Raw genomic sequence first — 18,619 nt, 5'->3', positions numbered from 1 at the left:
TAACATATTGCTCATTGTAACTAATACCATTTTTGTTATAGTGATTACGGTCTTGATGAATTTCGTGTAGTACCAACTTTACACGTCTGCGACCGTCCGACCTCTTTGCTTCGCTTATTTCACAATGAAACACTAACTTTCACCTCTTTTCTGACATAAAATAAACCTAGTCACTTAACGCAACTTAGGTTTTAGTTTGTTGTTGAAGGTTTTGGTTGAGCGTTTCCATTTAGATTTTCGCTCATTATGCTATTTTCGTTTGTCTTTTCAGCTACCTTACTTCTACCACCATTTGAGTGGTCTGCATCACTTGGATCGTTGTCTTTGCTACTCATGGTATAACTCGTCTTATGCGTTGGATATTTATTTTCCCAATCATTATCAAGTTCATAATCCATAAGCGACAAGTATACATCGCTATCCCAACCAGTGCTTGCAATCCAAGCCGTCAAAGACCCCTTACCTCTAGCATAAAGGTCGGTCATATATTTAACCTGTTTATCTCTATTTACAAAAGTAACAGGTAAAATAGCACACTCCATATAAAGCTTTTTATCCTTAATAATATTGGCATTAATACATTTATTCAATTCCATAATAAACATATTTATCCAATCATATACGTTTCCTGCAACCAACTCCAAATTAAGTGTTGCAACAGCATAGTTTCCTGTACTATTACCGTCAAGGACACTACTAGCAATACCCAAATCGGCAGGCACTTTTGATTTATTGGCATTTTCGTTCTTTTCATCAAAAATAGAAGTGTCAACTTTTATATCATTTAATTTTGTACCTGCGGCAAGCGAGAAAAATGACTTGCCATATTTATTTTGTCTTGTAGTAATAGCTTCTTTAACTACCTTATGTTGGTTTTTCTGCTGACTTTCCGTCAAAGTACAACGTCCGTCTTTTGCTTCAGGAAATGTTTGATAAATAATTTGATTGTTCAACTGATCTAATACATTCCGCTTTGTAGAAGTGAAATAATCTGCGTATAATACATCGTCCAACGCACAAATCATTAATGGCACACCATAAGGATTAATAGCCTTACAGTTAATTTTTGTCACCATTGTATTATCATTATTTAAAACTTTCCATGGCTTAATATTATTGTGAGTTGAATATTTACTATACGCTTCTCGAATTTCTCTTGGAAAAGCCTGTAGTTTTCTTCTTTTGTCGTCTTCTGCCATATCGTCAAAGTATCTTAAATCAAAAGCAACAATAGGTGAACCATTCTTTCTGCCAACTATACGGCAATAGTCAACAGGCAGATTAATAACAGCACATTTAACCCCCAATTCATTAATCTCTACGATGTTTAAAGTATCAATATCATCAAGATACTTGTCAGCGAATACGGACTTTGTAATCTCAAAGTATTTAAAGTCCATTCCCTCGATCATATCGTTAAACAAATTATCTCGAATAACTTCCTTATATCTTATTGTGTCAAGAGTTTGTTGCATTAACTGCCTTGCATTTTCAAATTTCTTCTTGCGTTTGGTTTTTGATTTTGAATAAACCACCTTATCCAAGGTGAACATGGTTTTAAGATAGTTGATAGAAGTCATAACAGAGCCATTCTCATAATACGCCCACCGACAAATTTTGCGAATATTTTTTATATGTATTTGCGGATTATGAGCAAATTTCTTAATGTCCTCAATATTAATAGGCAAATCTTCAATACAATCTTCCCAAAAAGATGTCATTTCATAAAAAGCATTTGACTCATAGGAACGCTCTTGTATATTTGACATGGAGTTAGTTTCTGAAACACTTTCTGTTTTATCTTGATTGTTTTCAATAACATTCTCAGTATTCTCTGCAATATTCTCAGGCATAGCTTCACCTCACTTTCATTTGTGTTTACATTAGTTGAATAAACAACAATAATCGTATTCATCGTTATCAGACAACAAGTCCTTTTCAAGCAAGCAGGCAAAATGATTTCCATAACTTACACTCGTATAACGGTCTTTACGATTATTGCCTTGCTCTGAGATAACAATAGCACCCGTCTGTTCTTTTTTCGTATAAGTCAATTCAATACATTCCGTTACCAACTCTTGTGTTTGTAAATATGGGTTTTCATAAAATATCTGAGTATCTGCACTTGTAGCATTATTATACTCTGGTATCTTTTCAATCAAAGACTCTTGTGCTTCTTGCAATGGTATTAAAAAATCAATCATCTGGTTTTCAAGAACACTTTTGAACTCCATAGCTATTTCGCTATTTAGCCTTTCAGAAGCGTTTATAATAAACACAATAGGTCTTGCTCCCTCAATTTTGATACGATTGCTAGCACCCTCATCATTCATACAAGTCCATGGCTCATATTCAACATCTCGTTCTTCGTCATATAAAACTCTAGCTAATCTATCATATATCAAAATACCACCATTTCTAGCGTCAAGAACACAATAGTCGGCATCAAAATCGGCATAAAGCTGCTTAATCTTAATTGCTTGCATATCTCCCTCGCCACCTTGAATGGACTCCATGCCACAGACTATTCGCCTATAACCACGTTTCATATTTTTCGAGTCCTCAACATTACCAACTTGGTATGTGGTAGTTTCAGGTAAAAGCCTTATACACGAAAAAATAGAATTATCGTTTTTCTTGTTAGTAACAAACGCCATATCACAAGCGACTATACGAATTTCTCCTTGTTGTTTTGGAATAGCGTAAGGATTTCTTCTATGCGCTAATACATCAACGTTCTTGCGAGGATAAAAAGGCTTTTTGCAACGCATATTAGTAGAAAACATTGAATAACTGAAGAAAGCCGAAGTATTTTCTTTAACTCTTTCATTAAGATACTCCAATCTCCAAGTTAAACTATCTTGTTTTTTCTTTTCGTTCTGCATTTGTTTCATAGTACGAATATTATGTTTGAGTGTAATAGACTCGTCAAATGCCAACAAACAAGTATCAATATCGCCAGTCTGATAACTTTTCAGCATATTGCTCTCAGCCATATCTACAATATCCCACATCCAGTGTCCGTTATCAAGCCAACTTGAAGATATGTAAGTATTAATTGGTTCTTCTTTTAATTCAGAAATATTTTCATAATAAGGATCAAGCAAATACTGTGTCTGCCTTATGGTCTGAAATGGTGATAATATACTATCGTCAATTTCCTTTTTGATTTGTCTATATTCTTCCCTTATGAGAGCAGAACTTCTGTTACCACGTCCACTTTCACCTGCCGTTACAACCGTTATCGTACTGCCATTTTTGAAATATACGATAACTTCATTTTGGTTATCTTTAATGCCCTTAATTTCTTCTCGCAATTTTGGCGACCACGCCATTAACTCGTTTCTGATTTTAGACGTGACAATCAGTTTGGCTTGTCCCTTTGTTGCGGAAGCAATAACAACTTTACTATTGGGATATAAGATACATCTACAGCAAGAATATAGTGCAATAATAAAAGACTTTGCAGCAGCTCTACAAGCAACAATAACTATAAAATTACATATTCCCATTAAATATAGAATAATAGCTTGATACCAATGTAATTTCAAGCCCAAATAATCAGTTGCAAACCTGTGCAAATTTCTTCTAAAAAATGTACACCACCTATATGTATGATCCACATTTGTCGGATTGCTTAGAAAATGAGTTGAAGGAAACTTAGTGTGCAACACAGCTTGTTTGTCATCAGCATACTTATTTCTCCTAGCCATTTTCACCATCGTCCTTCACGCAATAAGTTTTATCACGTTCATTAGTTCCCAAAACTAAATTTTTAATAGGTCTTAAAATAAACCTCTTTATATAGTCACCAAGTCCATCAAAATCTTTGTAAAGTTCTTTATCCTTATAATATTCTTCAGGAGTATATTGACTAATAGTTGCCAATGTGACACCTAAAGTTTCTTCCGCACTGTTATCTATCTCTTGTACTGTTTTTAAGCCTGCCTGTTTAAAAGTGTCACGATACAATTTTGTAAACTTTTCGTAATCATCATACCGTTTTTCCTTAATAGCTTTTTTCTGTAACAATTTTGTTGTACACAGGTCTTTTATAAAAATCTCTTGGTTGTTATCGGCATTTGGATTTTGTGACTTTAACATTTTATAATGTTCTTCCAAAATCGGATAATCCTCAGAACCAAATACACCAAGTCCCCAACGTTCAACCGCAACCTTTGTTGGAGAAGATTTACCCTCTGACTTTAATTGTTCCAAATCTTCCTCGTTATTAATAGCAATGCCATTGACTTCAGACAAATATGTATCATATGTTTTACCTGCATATTGTTGTAAATTACAATGTCTGATATAATTTCTGATACGGCTTTGGTTTAGATCTTTTTTCTTGCAACTATTAAGCAAGCTTTCCTGAATATAGATATCGTAATGTAAACATATGCGCTTAATAGCTTCATTTGGATCGCCCAATAATAACGTATATTGTTCTACAAGGTTATCTAAACAATGATTACAAGTTGGCAAGAAATTATTATTGCCATTGTATAAAGGTGATTGGCTATATGCAAAATTGTTCTTTTGTGTGGCATATCTTTTGCCACAGGTCACACATTGATAAGGCTTTTTTATTAACATTTCTTGTTCTTCATCACAAGAAATGGTTTTTATTACTTTTGGTTGTTCAATATATTTAGTGGTTTTAATACCAGATTTATTTTGTGTTGATACACTACCTTTTTTCCTTGGCATAACCAAAACCACCTCCTTTTTATTTGTTTAATTTTCAAGCCAATATAAAAAGCACTCCAATTTTCAATCAGAGTGCTTAATTTGGCATATATTTAATTACTATTCTTTAACAACCTTGTTCTCAAACTTCTTGTAGGCGTCAAGATACCACTCTTTTTTGTCGCCATTGTATGTTAATTCATAATACATACCGTCAAAAAGAGTGCTTGAAAGCAAGTATTTCCAGTTCTGCAATGCCTTGCACTTCCATACTGTGTAAACTTCAAAATCAGGCTTTGTATCTGATTTGTCAAGATGTTCTCCAATATAATCTCTTACAATTTCTATTGCTTTTCCGTCCATAATTATTTTCCTCTCTATATTTGTGTAATAAAAGCACCCTTTTATAGCCCTATGAGTGCTTAATCGCTCAAAAATCAAATTTATCCTTATTCTGACTAATTTTCTTTTTATCAACCCTAATATAAAATTTTCTTGTCACGTCAGTTCCACTATGGTTGAGCAATGCCGAAACATCTTCTAGTGACATACCTGCGTTTTTATATAGCGTAGCTCCAGAATGACGAAAATCATGAGCGTGTAACGTTGGAACATTAATCATTTCACCAATAATATGACACCAAGAATTTAATGTGCCATTAGTTACCTTATCAAACTTTCCGTCTGTGTAAGAAACAAAAACATAGCCATTGTCAATAATATTATTTGTCTTGCGGTACTCAAGTAAACCTAACAGCAGTTCCTTAACTTCTTCCGAAAAATAAAGAGTTACAACATAGCCTTCTTTTTCAACTACATCATTGACAACCCTATTGTCAAAATCAATTTGTTCCCACTTAGTATTCGCAACCGCATTAACTCTAGCCATTGTAGACAATGAAAATAGAGCATAACACTGATATTGTAAAGCCCTATGTTTCTTATGATGCGTGTCAGCGTTTTCTACTAAGTTTTGTAAGGTAATTCTTAATTCCTGTACCTGTTCAACAGTTAAAAACGTCTGAGTAATAACATCTGTATCTTTCTTAGGTCTATCCATAAATTCCATTGGGTTTTCTGTAATTAACTTCTTCTTACGCAGAAATTTATAAAAAGCTGAAATTGAAGCCATACGCCTTTTCATACGTCTTGAATTATTACCCTCAGTTTTACAAAAATATAAAAATTCAGTTATATCATCTTCCGTTAAGTCAATAATACTTTGATTACCCTGATTTTTGTATATGTATATCCACCAAGACTCTAAGTCATTTTGATATCCTGCGACAGTCTTTTCGGAGAGTTCTCTAAGTGACATATCAATTTTATATTTGTTCCATAGTTTCATTGTTTCTGAATTGATTTTTGAAAGTATTTCGTCATCATGTACTTGGATACGTTTGCTTTTCTTAGCCATTTAACCTCTCCTTTCTTCTAATATCAAGCTTTCTTTAGAGTGTCGCTTTTAGCACTTATTCTTCATTTTGGGGTTTCTTTAGAGTGTTGCCTTCACACTTAATCTTCTTTATTTCGCCCACAAGGGCTTGAATTTTGTTTTTTGAGTAATACAAAATTCTCAAAACCATAACTCAAAATACCCCTCACTGGGACACATTGTTAAGAGGTGCGTAAGGTTGAATTACTTTGTAATTAAAACTAAGGATAGTCAACAAAACTTTGTCAACTATCCATGCAAAAATCTCGTCAGATTTTTCATTTAAAAGACTCAACGTGGTACGCATTTTTAAGAGGCGTGTTGAGTTCTGTTTTGGCTGTCAGAGTGAGACTCGAACTCACAACCTCCGCATTAACAGTGCATTGCTCTACCGATTGAGCTATCCGACAATATGCAGGATAACGCTTGCTATCCTGCAAAATATAATAAAAGGAGTTGTATTTAACTACAAATTATTCGTTAATTGTAAAACCAAAATAAAGCTTTGGAACATAATCTTCTTCAATAAAATCCTTGCCGACAAAATCTCGCTGAACGAAAACAATACTCTCATCACCAACAATTATTGGCTTATCGTCACGTCTTGCTCTTTCACAGAACAACTCGTTTTCAAAAGTTGAAACAACAAATTCGCCACCATATCCGTTCCACTCAGGCGGATCAAGAGAAATAGAATTAATTTTAGTCTTATCGTCAAATGATAAAAATTTCTTGATAATCTTACAAGCTAACTTATAGTCGCACAAAACACTAAAGCCCTCATTTTCAAGATATACGTCTATAATATCCTGCATAAAAGTATCAAAATCGTTATAACTCTTTTTAATCATCATAGTATTCACCTACTTTACTTTTATATCATAGTTGGCAATCTTGCCAAATTCATCATCAAATATAAACAGGCTTGCACCCGTGTCAGAAGTCTTGCCTAAAGACATAGCATAGTCATCAGTGCCTACCATGGAACGTATTGTAAGCACCTCTGAATGTTTTGCATTTTCCTTTGAGGTTTGGTGATGCACATGACCTGCCAAAACGTAATCAATGTTTGTATTGTACGCTCTTGAAAAAGAACTTGTGCAGTTCTGTAAATCCTTTACCTCACCATGACAACCAAGCACGTTATAACCCTCAACATCGCTGAAACAAAAGCCTGTTTCATTCTCAATTATGTTTACATTTCGATTATATTTAAGTCTTTCCCTTATGAAAGCAATAATCACCTTTGCCATGTTTTCATCAGGAAAACTATTCTTAGGCTGTCCGAGAAGTCTAAGTTGTGAATGATTACTGTCCTTAACCATTTGGAAATTCACTTTTGTATATTGAGAAAGATCATTGAGCCAATTAGCAAGAAATTCAGCATACTTTATTGCCGAATCTATGACACCATATCTAAGGTGCATAAGCTGAGAATTTAATCTGAGAAGTCCTGATATACTGTCGCCAAGTTCCCAAACATTAATTTCTGCCAAGTCCTCTTTAGCAATGATGTCAACAACTTTTTCGAGCATGCTCCACATTCTGCGTTCAAATATCTCTGGAGAATATTCGTTTATTACATTGCCAAATAGATCTTTTATGCAAAACTCTATGCCAAAGTGACAATCAGTAAATGCCAATATCGCAGATTTGCTATTATTTACTCCCGACAAATAATCAGGAACTATAATAGGGTCTATATCAGAAATTGCATTGACTATTTTTTCAGTTATCAATTCATCTCGTGCATTTTCTCTAAGCCACCTATTATTCTCCAACTTCTCTGTTTGAAGTTTATATCGCTCTTTCTTTAATTCACGAATTTGGTCTTGAATTTCATTAAGGGTGTTTTCTGTATCTGCAAAAGTTTTCTGATTTGCATTGAACATTTTCTCAAAGCATTGGAATTTCTTACGATAAGTTGACTCGCCAAAATCAGCGTTAAGTAATTCGTTTAAAATATCCCTGACATCATTCCAAGTGCCTATCTTTTCCTTATCTTTGCACACTCTAAATATAAGCTCGTCATCAGACTCACCTTCAAATCTTTTATATGTAGAAATAATTTATTCCTCCCACTAACAGTTAAGCAATTTCATCTGTCTGGTTTACAGACAGTTTTACTTCCTGACCGTTGAAATCTGACATAAGTTCCGCAAGGGCAATTTCACCCTCAATATCTTCAACGCTAAATGTTATTTTTCCATTCTCTATGTTTACAATGCCCTGTACCGACAGAACGTTCTTTTTTGTTATTTTAGCCATTTATTCTAATCCTCCAATTCGTCAGCCCAAGTTGACACCCAACCTCTATGGTTAGTATGTAACTCGCAAATCTGACAATGTTCTTTTCCCGAAAAATGATTTAGATATTTCTCAAATCCACTTGCCTTATGATTGGGTAAATCAATCTGTCCTGTATGCCCTATGCAAATTGTCTTGCAGTTTTCGCCTATTCTTGTTAAAGTCTTTTTAAGATTGTCAAAAGTTGCGTTCTGAGACTCGTCAATTATAATAACTGCGTCCTTAAAGTTGACGCCTCTAAGGTAAACGTCCGTAAGAGGTTTGATATAGCCTTCTTCATACTTCTCAGAAACAAGACTATTTGTACATACAGCCGTAAATGGATTTATACCAAGTGTCTGTAGTGCATTATAGAGTGGTTCATAGTAAACCTCACTCTTTGAAGTTACATCACCGGGTAGAAAGCCCAACCTGCCTTCTGCACAAGGCGAAACAATATAAATAATCTTTGAGAACATTTGGTACTGCACAAGTAAATTTGCTATACCAATGGCAATAGTAGTTTTGCCACTTCCACTTTTGGAATTACAGAAAATAATATCATTGTCCTTGTTCCAAATTGCATTAGCAAATTCTTCTTGTTCTTTATCTAATTGTAGACTATAAAACAGATCACCGTCAATTTTCTCAGGTGGGTTATCATACGAGGTTATTGTATTATTATTTTTCTTGCCCATGATAACACCGCCTAATTAATTTCATCAAACGATGTGACAATCTTATCGACCACTTTGTACTTCACAAGTTCATCACGAGATAAATACCAATCTTTATTTCTATTTTTATTAAAAGTCTTTTCATCAATGTCCGTCCTTGCGAGGATATATGACTTCATGCCCTCAAGCTGTTTCTTATAATTTTTCTGAGCTTCCTCAATTTCAGCAGCACTACCCTGAAAAGCAGCAGAGCCTTGATGAACGAGCATTTGGCAATGTTCAAACGCATATCTACGCTTGCCAGCAAGAAAAATAAGAAAGCCTGCACTCATAGCAACACCCATTCCAATAGTAACGATAGGAATATGACTACTCTGTATCAGGTCACAAAAATAATTTGCCTGTTCTATATCTCCACCATAACTATGAATGAAAATAAAGATTGGCTTTGGATTTTTAATTTCTCTTTCTTCCATGTTCATCTGAATAATAACTTTGCTTAATTCAATGAGGTTATAAAACTCATCTACCTCGTAAGCAATGAAAAATGTTCTGTTTTCTCTTGATTTCCAATAGTTATACTCTTCAGGTGTAGGGTACTTTCTCTTATCCAAACTATCTACAATGGAAATTGGAAGTTCTTCTGTTACTGTCATAAAAAAATAAATTCCTTTTCTAAATAAGTTAGTGGGATATACCCACCCTTACAGACGTACTGTAAGATATTTTTTAATCAGCTCTGTACTTGGCAAGCAGATTAACAACCGCAGATGTTTCCTCTGCGTATCTCTTACCACGATTAGAGCCATTGTTTTTCAGACGGCACGTTTTGAAAATCTTAACGTTCTTAATGTTCTGACGAAGATAATCCGCCTCGTCCTTTGTGACGAAAATCATGTGTAAAATAACCACCTTTTCAATTTTAATTTTGTACACAATGCCTATTGAATGTTGACTTTGTGCGTGCTATAATATATTATGGATAAGTATATTTATTATCTATATCCATAATAAGAAATAACACCATAAAATAAAAACACCTCGCAAAAGCCCAATAATAAAGGGTTTACGAGGTGTTTGACTATTTTCTATTTAAAATTGACTACTTCACATTATATTTCTGGCTTTAGCCATTGATTTTCTTTGATATTCAAGTTGTTTGATATGTTGACATTTATCACATCTTTGCTTATTATTTGCTTTGCTATCAACCACAAACTCCTTACCGCAATCACAGCAGGTTAAGACCTTGGTTTTAATTTTTTGATAACCTTTGCAATTTTTACAGTACAACTGACTATTTGATCTCTTATAAAATAGCCTTCCACAATTTTCGCAACGTGCATATTTTTTACCTCTATACAGCATATATTCTTTACCGAGTTCTCTCATGTCGGTAATTTTTAGCACTATTAGAGAACTATCATCAATAAACTTTACTTGAAGATTTGTATTTCCGACAGCCAATGCTGGCTGTAACATTCCTGCTTTAACTAACTTATGTATCATCATTTCTTTTTCATATCTAGTTTTATTCACACTAGATAGAGAAAACAGCATTTTGTGGCTAGTACAAATCCAATTATTATTTCTTGCACAAAGAATATTTCTATATTTAGCAAGGCACAATGCCGTAAAAGCTATTCTCTCAACTGGTGGGCTTTTAAGCCTTGCTATATCTTCAAGTTCCTTTTGTGTTATGCCAATGTACTCAATATTAATTGGTGGATTATTACGTGTTCTGTCAACTTGTCTTTCAACGCTTTTCTCCCAATCAGAAGGTCTGTAATTTATACCTGTTGATTTGATAAAATCAGTTAGTGCAGTAATTATTTTAGATTTTTTATACTTCATTATATATCGGTAATATTTAGCCAACAAAAACAATGATTGTGACGGTTTTACACCTAAGTCTTTACTTTCAATTATTTTTTCTGCCTCAGCAATTTCGTTTAAAAATATATCCATTTACACACCAATCTTTCTTACGGCTTTTCTATATTTTGTTCCACCATACTCAATATCTCCAGTTTCATCGGGTACATAATAAGACATCTGCCAATCATTTAATCTTAAAAGATTTTCAATAATAGTGTCACTACAAATATCCCATACAAATTTCTTAGATTTCTCTGTTTTATAGCATATATCAAGCAATATATCACACAACACAAATTCATCTGTGCAAATCTCAGAACATAGCTTACGATAATTTTCTGTCATTATCATCTTGTCATTATCAATTTGTTCTTTATCGAAACGTTGTTTCTTAGACAATACCATGTATTGAGTTATATCCCTTGTATAATTCTCATACATTTTTTTTAATTTTGGATAGTCAGAGTATTTATCATTTTGCCTGCATTGCATAACTTTATAATCAAATCTAGCTGACGATTTAACTTCCGTGTTATAATTTTCAAAAGCCAACTCAACAGCCCTACAAATACGATTCATGGTACAATCATTAACACTGACAGGCATTTTTTTGTAATACCAATCCAAATACTTTAGCTGATCTTCCGTTTTATCTTTAAGAACCTCTAATTCAGAAATCGTCATGCCAAATAAATTTATACATTGAGCATTATTATTTTCAATATAATTTTTATATTTTGACATTTCCTGCGGATATATGTAACACATAAAATATGGTTTCTTATCAGCAATGATTGTTTTGTTAAATTCCTTTGCGACTCTTTCCTCGTCACTATCATTATCATTGTAGCTTAATGCAAATATGTTGTACCACGCCTCAGGCATAGGCTTGGATATAATACCTTTTGCCTTGTCTATCGTGTTCTGCTGGATAAGCTGACCGCACATAATACGATAATCTAGTATTTTGTATTCTTTGCTTTCTTTTGGGTATTTTACCTGAACATCGTACATTGCGGTTATCCTATTTGTGACCTTGCCAATTTCCTCACCAAAGCTGTTGTAATTAGCCTGCATTAAATTAGACTCGCAAATGATTTCTTTATTTGCTTTTTTTTGAACGCACATAATTGTTTTAGTAGGTCTTGTATTTCTCAACAATATTGGATTGTCTGTTGTTATAAGACAATCTCCGTCTTTGTCAAAGCCGTTCAACGCTGCTGCCATACTGTCATGACAGTTGACAATATTAACAGTTGCCATGTATTTATACCACTCTGACATCATTTTATTATCTGTGATGTTCATAACCCTAATATTATTATGACAGCTCATTGGCGCTCTGAAACAAACAACCCTATCAGACCCATAATCAGACCAATATTTTGAATACATTTCTCCAGCTTTAAGTAATCCATAATCATCATTCTCAACTTTTACTCCAAATATTTTTTGACACAAGGCAAATGGATCGCCTGAAATAACAGCATAATTGCCATGCACTTTAAGTACACCGATTTTAGCCTGTGTAATTTTTTTCTTAATCATATAGTTAATACGATTTATAACAAATGGGTCATTTGCCATACTTGGCTCTATCATAACCGACTTAGTAACATTATCAATCTCATTTAAGCTAAAATCTTCATCTGAGGTAGCCCCATTTAAAAACAATATAGTTTTGTCAATATCTCCGTGAATTACATCTTTTATTTCATTAACCGTAGGGGCTATCAATTCTTGAATTTCCCCATCTGTTAATTCATAGCTTTGCAGGAATTGATAATTCATATTACGTTCATTTTCAAGTTTCTCAGGACACACTTTTGTTACTCTAAAGCCATATCCGTTATTTTTACAATTTCCCAAATACGAATCAATATTGTCATAACTATCCCACAATTTTAACATCGAAGTTGTAAGTATTAAGTCTACATTTTTTATATTATGTTCATTTCCCCATACATCAATAACAATACAATCACCATTTTCATTGAATGTACCATATTCATAGGCAAATTTATGAAAGTCAAACGTGAACACCATGCCCTTACAAAAGCTATTTCTTATGCAGTACCCACTAGGTATATAGTCCTCAAGAACATCTTTTGCCCATATCTCCGACAATGTAGGTGTTATTAAACCATAACCGTCACTGTCATTTACTTCTATAATTTCAGGATTATCAGGCTCAGTTAATACAGGCTCTCCGTCAAACTCATCTGTTATTTTTATAACCTTTTCTTTGCAAGTTACAATCAAATCATCTACCACAAGAATATCTTTTGGATGTGTCACAGGCACAGAAGCTGAACAAGTTAATGCTTTATAAGCTTCAAACTTAGCAGGCACAAGTTCCTTGTTTAAGTTTCTTCCATTATTCATGCGTCTTGTTAATTCCTCACATAATTTTATATGCTGTGAGTTCTTTGCGGCAGCATAAATAACTGTGTTCTTTTTTATACCATTTGTTGTGCCTATAAGTCTATTATAGTACGTTCCGTTTATTCTAAATCCGTAACTCAGCTTAAAAATATCTTCCTTATTATTCATTATAATCGCAACATAGTCAAGTTTACATTGAATGTTATCTAAGTCCTGATAACATTTCTTAATTTGTACACTCGTATTTCTCGACTTTGGCTGCTTTTTCAAAAGCTTTATTTCTCTCTTAATTTCCTTTATCCTATCTGCGGTAAATTTTCTATCTAATGAATTTATCTCGTCAATCATTTGTAAAATTTGTCCGTCAGCAAGAGAAATAATTTCCCTATTATCTCTAGCTTCTTGTATAGAGATCTTTAAATTTTTATCAGGTGCTTTTAAAATTCTTGAACTGTGCAACTTAAAAATAAACTGCTGATACATTTGTTGTTTAGCCATTTGTTATTCCTCCCATATATTTATTAATTACTGCCTTTTGTAATTGCTTTGAAAAATATTCTTTAATCACAGAAACCAACTGCTGATTGTCCGAATATTTAAGTGTTTCAATTTTTACAAATTTAGTTGCTTTTTGCCAATAGCACTTTCTGCAATGAGTTGAATTATTTTTTATCCTACGATTATACATCTCTGTTACACACACATCAATCGAATTTTCTTTGATGAACATTGTGAAAGGAGCAGTAATATCGCTTGCAAACTTCATCATAATCAAATATGGGGAAGATAATTTGCCTTCAAGTATGTCGATTTTACAATGATGACATACTTGTGCATACCATTCTGGAATAACTTTGCAAACCTCTACCAAACTATGAATATGTCGTCTCTGCTCTTGCTTTTTTAATTCCGCATTGTGTTTTTTTATTGATAAATCAATATATTTTTCCATGGTTTGATTCACAAAAGTAAATTTTCCGTCAAACATTACATTCTCTAAAGGTATTTCGTTAAAATTCCAAAGCAGTAAATTATTATAAGGTAACAAGTTTTTGTTCAAAAGATCTTTGACTTTAGACAAAGTATTGTTCTGATAGTCAAACATTGCATATGCAATATTCTCAATATGTGTCCTGCCAGTTGAATATTTTTCCTTACCGCCAATCCAAATGTCATTAATTTTCGCAGCTTGATACAACTCATGGCGTTCTATTTGCTCACTTGCTATTGGCGTACACTGAAATTCTATAACGTACTGTTGTCCTCCAAACTCAAACATGATGTCAGGTCTTTGTTTTGTTTCTTCTATATAACCCTCCATAACAGCCTTGACAACACCGTTTTGTTTCTTAATCCAATTAAATAATGCTATTTTACCTTGAATATGTTCTTCTGTTTCGGGTTCAGAGTAAATTGTCTCACATTTAGTTTTGTCTTTGTGTCTAAAAAAAGGGCTTACCAATTTGCCATGACAATATTCATACTTCCCATGACAAACAGGACATTGCAAAATTCCTTTGTCCGCCCATTTTTTCAAAGTATCTCTATCATACTTATTGTCATAACAATTTATAGGTTGATTATTAATTTCTGCCGTAACCATTTATATCTCCTATCTTTATATCTATCATAATCTACGTTCTACCGTCAGGAACATACATTAATTGTGTTAAATTTTAAAGAGTAATACTTTACAAGTAAAATTATACTCAAAACAATTTAGCTGTAAAATTAACACAATTAATGTACAATTTTAACTAATCTTTATTTCTCGCAGCTAAAAGCTTTTGTTTATGTTCTTCTGAGATAACTCTTTTAGTTGGGTGAGCGTTTCTAATACTAATGGCTTTGGCAGGAGCAATAAATGTAGCTCCGATAAACGTACCGTCAGTGTGTCTTGTTTCATCAATCTGTTTCCAACCTTGCTTTTTGCATTTGTTGGCATACTTCTCAATACAAGTATACAAATTAGCGACCCATTCGCCATTCTCGCATGAAATGTTAATTGTAACCTCACGTTCCTCTGCGGTTACTTTACTTGTTACCGTATATGTTTTCATAGATTTAACTCCTTCCCAATTCCTTTATAATTTCGTTGCTAACTAACACAAATTTAGTAAACTGTTTTCTATCAGACAATATTACATCTTTCTTAGTCTTAACCTTCTTCCTAGTCATTTGATTATGCCAACCTCTCGTGGTGTTTATCTTCTTGTAAACTATAGACAGCGTGTGTGCATGGTGAGCCGATCTATCATTCATAACCTCTGCCAGTGTGTAAGCAATAAAATCAAAGCTGTCCTCTAAAGTAAACTGTGTAGCATTATAAGTACAACCATCGTCAGATGTAAACCTATCCCCATTACCTACACAAATCATAAGCTGATTACAAGCCTGAGTAAACCAAGCCTGATATACATGATTATCCACAATAGCATTTATAATACTTGGCTGTATTGTAGTACAATCACAATTGTACTTATCTGTAAACTCACTAAGAGCCGTAACAGTACAAAAGCCAAACATTGAAGTCATTTGAGTATAAACTCTATGTAGCATATCTGCAAACTCAACAACCTCACCTGTAGTTCGTAAAGCATTATCCTGTAACTTCACTATAAGCGGAGTGCTAATTTGTTTCTTCCATATATTTAGAGCTTTTGCATTTGGTATTTTTTTAGCCGATAATGCAAGTAACATATTCTGAAGCTGAGTAACCGTAGCTTGTAATAGTTTTAATTCATTGTCCTTTTCCGAGCCTTTCATAATATAACTGCCTGTTCTATGTATGGTTGGAAGTACCTCGTCAAATATCCAACTCTCAAAGCGTTCTGCGGAAGGGAGTTTACTATGTGCTATAAGACGATAAACATCACCCTCTGAGATGAATTTTGTTTTCTGCACACCTCCAGCCGAAGGGGTCGGTAAAACGCAGACCCCCTTACAATGAGATGTTATTGCGTCCGCTGGTCTTGCATACCCCAACGCCTTTGCCACGTCAGAGCCGCAAAAGTAAATCTTGTTATCAATATCTACCGTTCTTACCTTGCCAAAATCTTTGCTCTCGAATACTGTTACCATAGTTTTGTTGTTTTCTGTCATTTTAATCTACCTTTCCATTTTAGTTGCTGTCATATAATTTATCGTGTATCATTTTCTTTTGCCAAAGTTCTAGCTCCTGAACGCTGTTAAATCTAGGAATATTATCCTTATTTATATGTATGTGAAAATCTCTCAGCACTCTAAGACACAATCTAACTTGCTGTTCTGTAGGCGGTTGTTTACGGATTGTCTCGTTGTTGTTTATTCTTTTAGCTTCTGCGAGTACGCCATTGGTATACTCACTGCCTGTAAGTTTTGTTAGTTTAGGCATTGTTAATTACCTCCATTCCTGATTTTATTTGTATGTATCGGTCAACGATTTCCTCGAAAATATCTCTAAGAACTGTATCGCTATCAATAACATCTATCATTGCTACGTTTTTACAATCTGTTTGCGATAACAAATAATTTTCTTTGTAGGAGTCGAGGTCAATATCATAGCCTGATTTCATCATGTTGTAAATATCGCCATAAATAGATTTTCTATCATCATCATTTGTATAACCTAAGATCTTTGCAAGCGAAACAATTTTCTGAGACATCTTGTTTTTCCAAGAAGAATAATGTACCGGTGGAACAATAAGCATTATTTTCTGCCATATACGAGAAAGCTTATCCTGCATTGTAGTATTCTGTGCAGAAATGATTTGCAACTGACGTGTAAGCTGTTCATTAACTTTATTAAGCTGACCCACTTCATTGGCAGCATTAACAATCATAGAATATTCTTCTCTTGATAATGTTACGGTATTCAAGCTATTGGAGATAAGCCTATCCATAATCTCCCAACACCAATCCATGAACTTATCTGCTAATGGTTGCCTAGACCAACGGCAAATCTCCATAATGCCTTTGCGGTTATAAAACATTCTGTCCTGAATTGCACCATTAGAGTCGATAGCCCCAGAACGCACCCCTCGACTAAAGTCACTTTTAATTAAACAACTATAATTATCAAGTCTATCTCTATGTTTCATGTGAATCTTTTTAATTGCTTCACTTGGATTTTTATAACCCAATGCCCTACCAATCTGTTCTCTTGTGACAAGATACTCATTATTAATGTTACCCCAAAAGTCACAAGTTGCGATTTCATTAAATACGTCTGTTTCTACAAGTTTCAAATTGTTCATTTTGTTGTCTCCTTTATTTTATCTTACATATAATCTTCTTTGTATGTATCGTCAGTTTCAGCCAGCATAGTCCAATACTCACTGCGAAACCTTAAATATTCTTCATTGTCGTCCAAAGGCTTGTCCTGAGCCTCGTATGTATAATCTTCAGAGAATAATTCTTGTAAAGAAGCTGTTTTGCGATTTCTACTCATTGTTTTCACCGTCCTCTGTGTTAAAGTAAGACTCATTAAAATCAGTCTTAGAATTAGTTTTTGAAAAAATTGTCTTATATTTCTTAGTTGCAATAATATCGTTTTTATCAGCTAAACTGTTACTGATTAAATACTCATTAATAATATCTTCTATCATATTGCGATATTGCGGAACACACTGATATGGGTCAAGAGGATAACATTTATCCAAACAATTTTCATACAAATAGTCTTGTTCTATTTGGTATGTATCAAGTCCGTATCTGTTAGCAAGCTCTTTAAGAATTTCTCTATACAATGCACCCCCTAGTAATACCAAGACTATCTTCTATTAATTTGTATTTAGGGTGCATACGACTAAACCATGGACTATATGTTTTCTTGGGTAATTTGTTTTTCTCTAATTCTTCTTTGAGATTTATTACCTCTGCTTTTAATTCTTCAAAAGCCTGCGTATTATATGTACCAGTTTTACGAAGTGAAGGAAGAACCTCAGAAGTTACCCAATGTTTAAAATTTTTTGCGGTTGACAATTTGCTTCCAAATACAAGAGAATATAGACCGCTTTCATTTATAATTGTCATTCCATAGTGGCTAATATTTTTAAGGTCACCATTTTGGTACGCTTTAAGTTCATCATAGTTTAAGAACCTTTTATCTTCAATATCTACATGATCTTTTATAGCGTTAGCTAAAGCCTTACTTTTAACTTTTCCATTTCCATAACCCAATATCATTGCCACGTCCTTACCTACAAACCAAACTTCTCCGTCAATCTCAACCGTTCTAAGTTCTCCAAAGTCCTCGTTTTCAAATACTATAATCTTATTATCTATCACG

Annotated in this window: 21 protein-coding genes and 1 tRNA gene; all 22 read right to left on the bottom strand. The window is 33.7% G+C overall.

The window, feature by feature from the left end; genetic code table 11:
* Positions 1-191: 191 nt before the first annotated feature.
* Complete coding sequence (locus tag OCV57_RS00395; RefSeq protein ID WP_267300143.1) at positions 192-1,853, bottom strand: hypothetical protein; 1,662 nt, start codon at positions 1,851-1,853, stop codon at positions 192-194.
* 30 nt (positions 1,854-1,883) lie between these two features.
* Positions 1,884-3,713: a hypothetical protein gene (locus tag OCV57_RS00390; protein WP_267300142.1), complete on the bottom strand. Its 1,830-nt coding sequence runs from the start codon at positions 3,711-3,713 to the stop codon at positions 1,884-1,886.
* Positions 3,706-4,710 (bottom strand): hypothetical protein, encoded by a 1,005-nt coding sequence (locus OCV57_RS00385; RefSeq protein ID WP_267300141.1) that lies wholly within the window; start codon positions 4,708-4,710, stop codon positions 3,706-3,708. The genes OCV57_RS00390 and OCV57_RS00385 overlap by 8 nt, the downstream gene beginning before the upstream one ends.
* Before the next feature lie 99 nt (positions 4,711-4,809).
* On the bottom strand, positions 4,810-5,052 hold the full coding sequence (locus OCV57_RS00380) for a DUF6275 family protein (RefSeq protein ID WP_267300140.1): 243 nt from the start codon (positions 5,050-5,052) through the stop codon (positions 4,810-4,812).
* A gap of 67 nt (positions 5,053-5,119) precedes the next feature.
* Complete coding sequence (locus OCV57_RS00375) at positions 5,120-6,106, bottom strand: tyrosine-type recombinase/integrase (RefSeq protein WP_267300139.1); 987 nt, start codon at positions 6,104-6,106, stop codon at positions 5,120-5,122.
* Between the two features lie 352 nt (positions 6,107-6,458).
* Positions 6,459-6,534, bottom strand: a tRNA-Asn gene (locus tag OCV57_RS00370).
* Between the two features lie 63 nt (positions 6,535-6,597).
* Positions 6,598-6,978, bottom strand: a complete 381-nt coding sequence (locus tag OCV57_RS00365; protein WP_147339956.1) for a hypothetical protein — start codon at positions 6,976-6,978, stop codon at positions 6,598-6,600.
* A gap of 9 nt (positions 6,979-6,987) precedes the next feature.
* A complete protein-coding gene (locus OCV57_RS00360) occupies positions 6,988-8,136 on the bottom strand; it encodes a hypothetical protein (protein WP_267300138.1) in 1,149 nt (382 codons plus the stop codon).
* A 76-nt stretch (positions 8,137-8,212) separates the two neighbouring features.
* On the bottom strand, positions 8,213-8,392 hold the full coding sequence (locus OCV57_RS00355; RefSeq protein ID WP_267300137.1) for a YonK family protein: 180 nt from the start codon (positions 8,390-8,392) through the stop codon (positions 8,213-8,215).
* Between the two features lie 5 nt (positions 8,393-8,397).
* Positions 8,398-9,108: a PhoH family protein gene (locus tag OCV57_RS00350; protein WP_267300136.1), complete on the bottom strand. Its 711-nt coding sequence runs from the start codon at positions 9,106-9,108 to the stop codon at positions 8,398-8,400.
* Positions 9,109-9,119: 11 nt separating this feature from the next.
* Complete coding sequence (locus OCV57_RS00345; protein WP_267300135.1) at positions 9,120-9,743, bottom strand: ClpP family protease; 624 nt, start codon at positions 9,741-9,743, stop codon at positions 9,120-9,122.
* A gap of 73 nt (positions 9,744-9,816) precedes the next feature.
* The gene (locus tag OCV57_RS00340; RefSeq protein ID WP_181986839.1) at positions 9,817-9,984 is read right to left on the bottom strand and encodes a hypothetical protein; all 168 of its coding nucleotides are present in this window, start codon (positions 9,982-9,984) and stop codon (positions 9,817-9,819) included.
* Between the two features lie 210 nt (positions 9,985-10,194).
* The gene (locus OCV57_RS00335) at positions 10,195-11,055 is read right to left on the bottom strand and encodes a hypothetical protein (protein ID WP_267300134.1); all 861 of its coding nucleotides are present in this window, start codon (positions 11,053-11,055) and stop codon (positions 10,195-10,197) included.
* A complete protein-coding gene (locus tag OCV57_RS00330) occupies positions 11,056-13,848 on the bottom strand; it encodes a hypothetical protein (RefSeq protein WP_267300133.1) in 2,793 nt (930 codons plus the stop codon).
* Entirely contained in the window at positions 13,841-14,953 is a 1,113-nt protein-coding gene (locus OCV57_RS00325; RefSeq protein ID WP_267300131.1) for a competence protein CoiA, read from the bottom strand. Before OCV57_RS00325 ends, OCV57_RS00330 begins: the two co-directional genes overlap by 8 nt.
* Positions 14,954-15,107: 154 nt before the next feature.
* Positions 15,108-15,410: a hypothetical protein gene (locus tag OCV57_RS00320; protein WP_267300129.1), complete on the bottom strand. Its 303-nt coding sequence runs from the start codon at positions 15,408-15,410 to the stop codon at positions 15,108-15,110.
* Between the two features lie 4 nt (positions 15,411-15,414).
* Positions 15,415-16,452, bottom strand: coding sequence for a BRO-N domain-containing protein (locus tag OCV57_RS00315; protein ID WP_267300128.1), 1,038 nt, complete (start codon positions 16,450-16,452; stop codon positions 15,415-15,417).
* 19 nt (positions 16,453-16,471) lie between these two features.
* Positions 16,472-16,723: a hypothetical protein gene (locus OCV57_RS00310; RefSeq protein ID WP_267300127.1), complete on the bottom strand. Its 252-nt coding sequence runs from the start codon at positions 16,721-16,723 to the stop codon at positions 16,472-16,474.
* The gene (locus tag OCV57_RS00305) at positions 16,716-17,585 is read right to left on the bottom strand and encodes a BRO family protein (protein ID WP_267300126.1); all 870 of its coding nucleotides are present in this window, start codon (positions 17,583-17,585) and stop codon (positions 16,716-16,718) included. Before OCV57_RS00305 ends, OCV57_RS00310 begins: the two co-directional genes overlap by 8 nt.
* Before the next feature lie 23 nt (positions 17,586-17,608).
* Complete coding sequence (locus OCV57_RS00300; RefSeq protein WP_267300125.1) at positions 17,609-17,779, bottom strand: hypothetical protein; 171 nt, start codon at positions 17,777-17,779, stop codon at positions 17,609-17,611.
* On the bottom strand, positions 17,772-18,077 hold the full coding sequence (locus tag OCV57_RS00295) for a hypothetical protein (RefSeq protein WP_267300124.1): 306 nt from the start codon (positions 18,075-18,077) through the stop codon (positions 17,772-17,774). Before OCV57_RS00295 ends, OCV57_RS00300 begins: the two co-directional genes overlap by 8 nt.
* Positions 18,070-18,618: a BRO-N domain-containing protein gene (locus tag OCV57_RS00290; protein WP_267300123.1), complete on the bottom strand. Its 549-nt coding sequence runs from the start codon at positions 18,616-18,618 to the stop codon at positions 18,070-18,072. The genes OCV57_RS00295 and OCV57_RS00290 overlap by 8 nt, the downstream gene beginning before the upstream one ends.
* Position 18,619 lies beyond the last annotated feature (1 nt).

The sequence above is a fragment of the Hominimerdicola aceti genome, from assembly GCF_025567495.1.
Lineage (GTDB): Bacteria > Bacillota > Clostridia > Oscillospirales > Ruminococcaceae > Hominimerdicola > Hominimerdicola aceti.
This window is presented reverse-complemented; position numbering and strand designations above follow the sequence as displayed.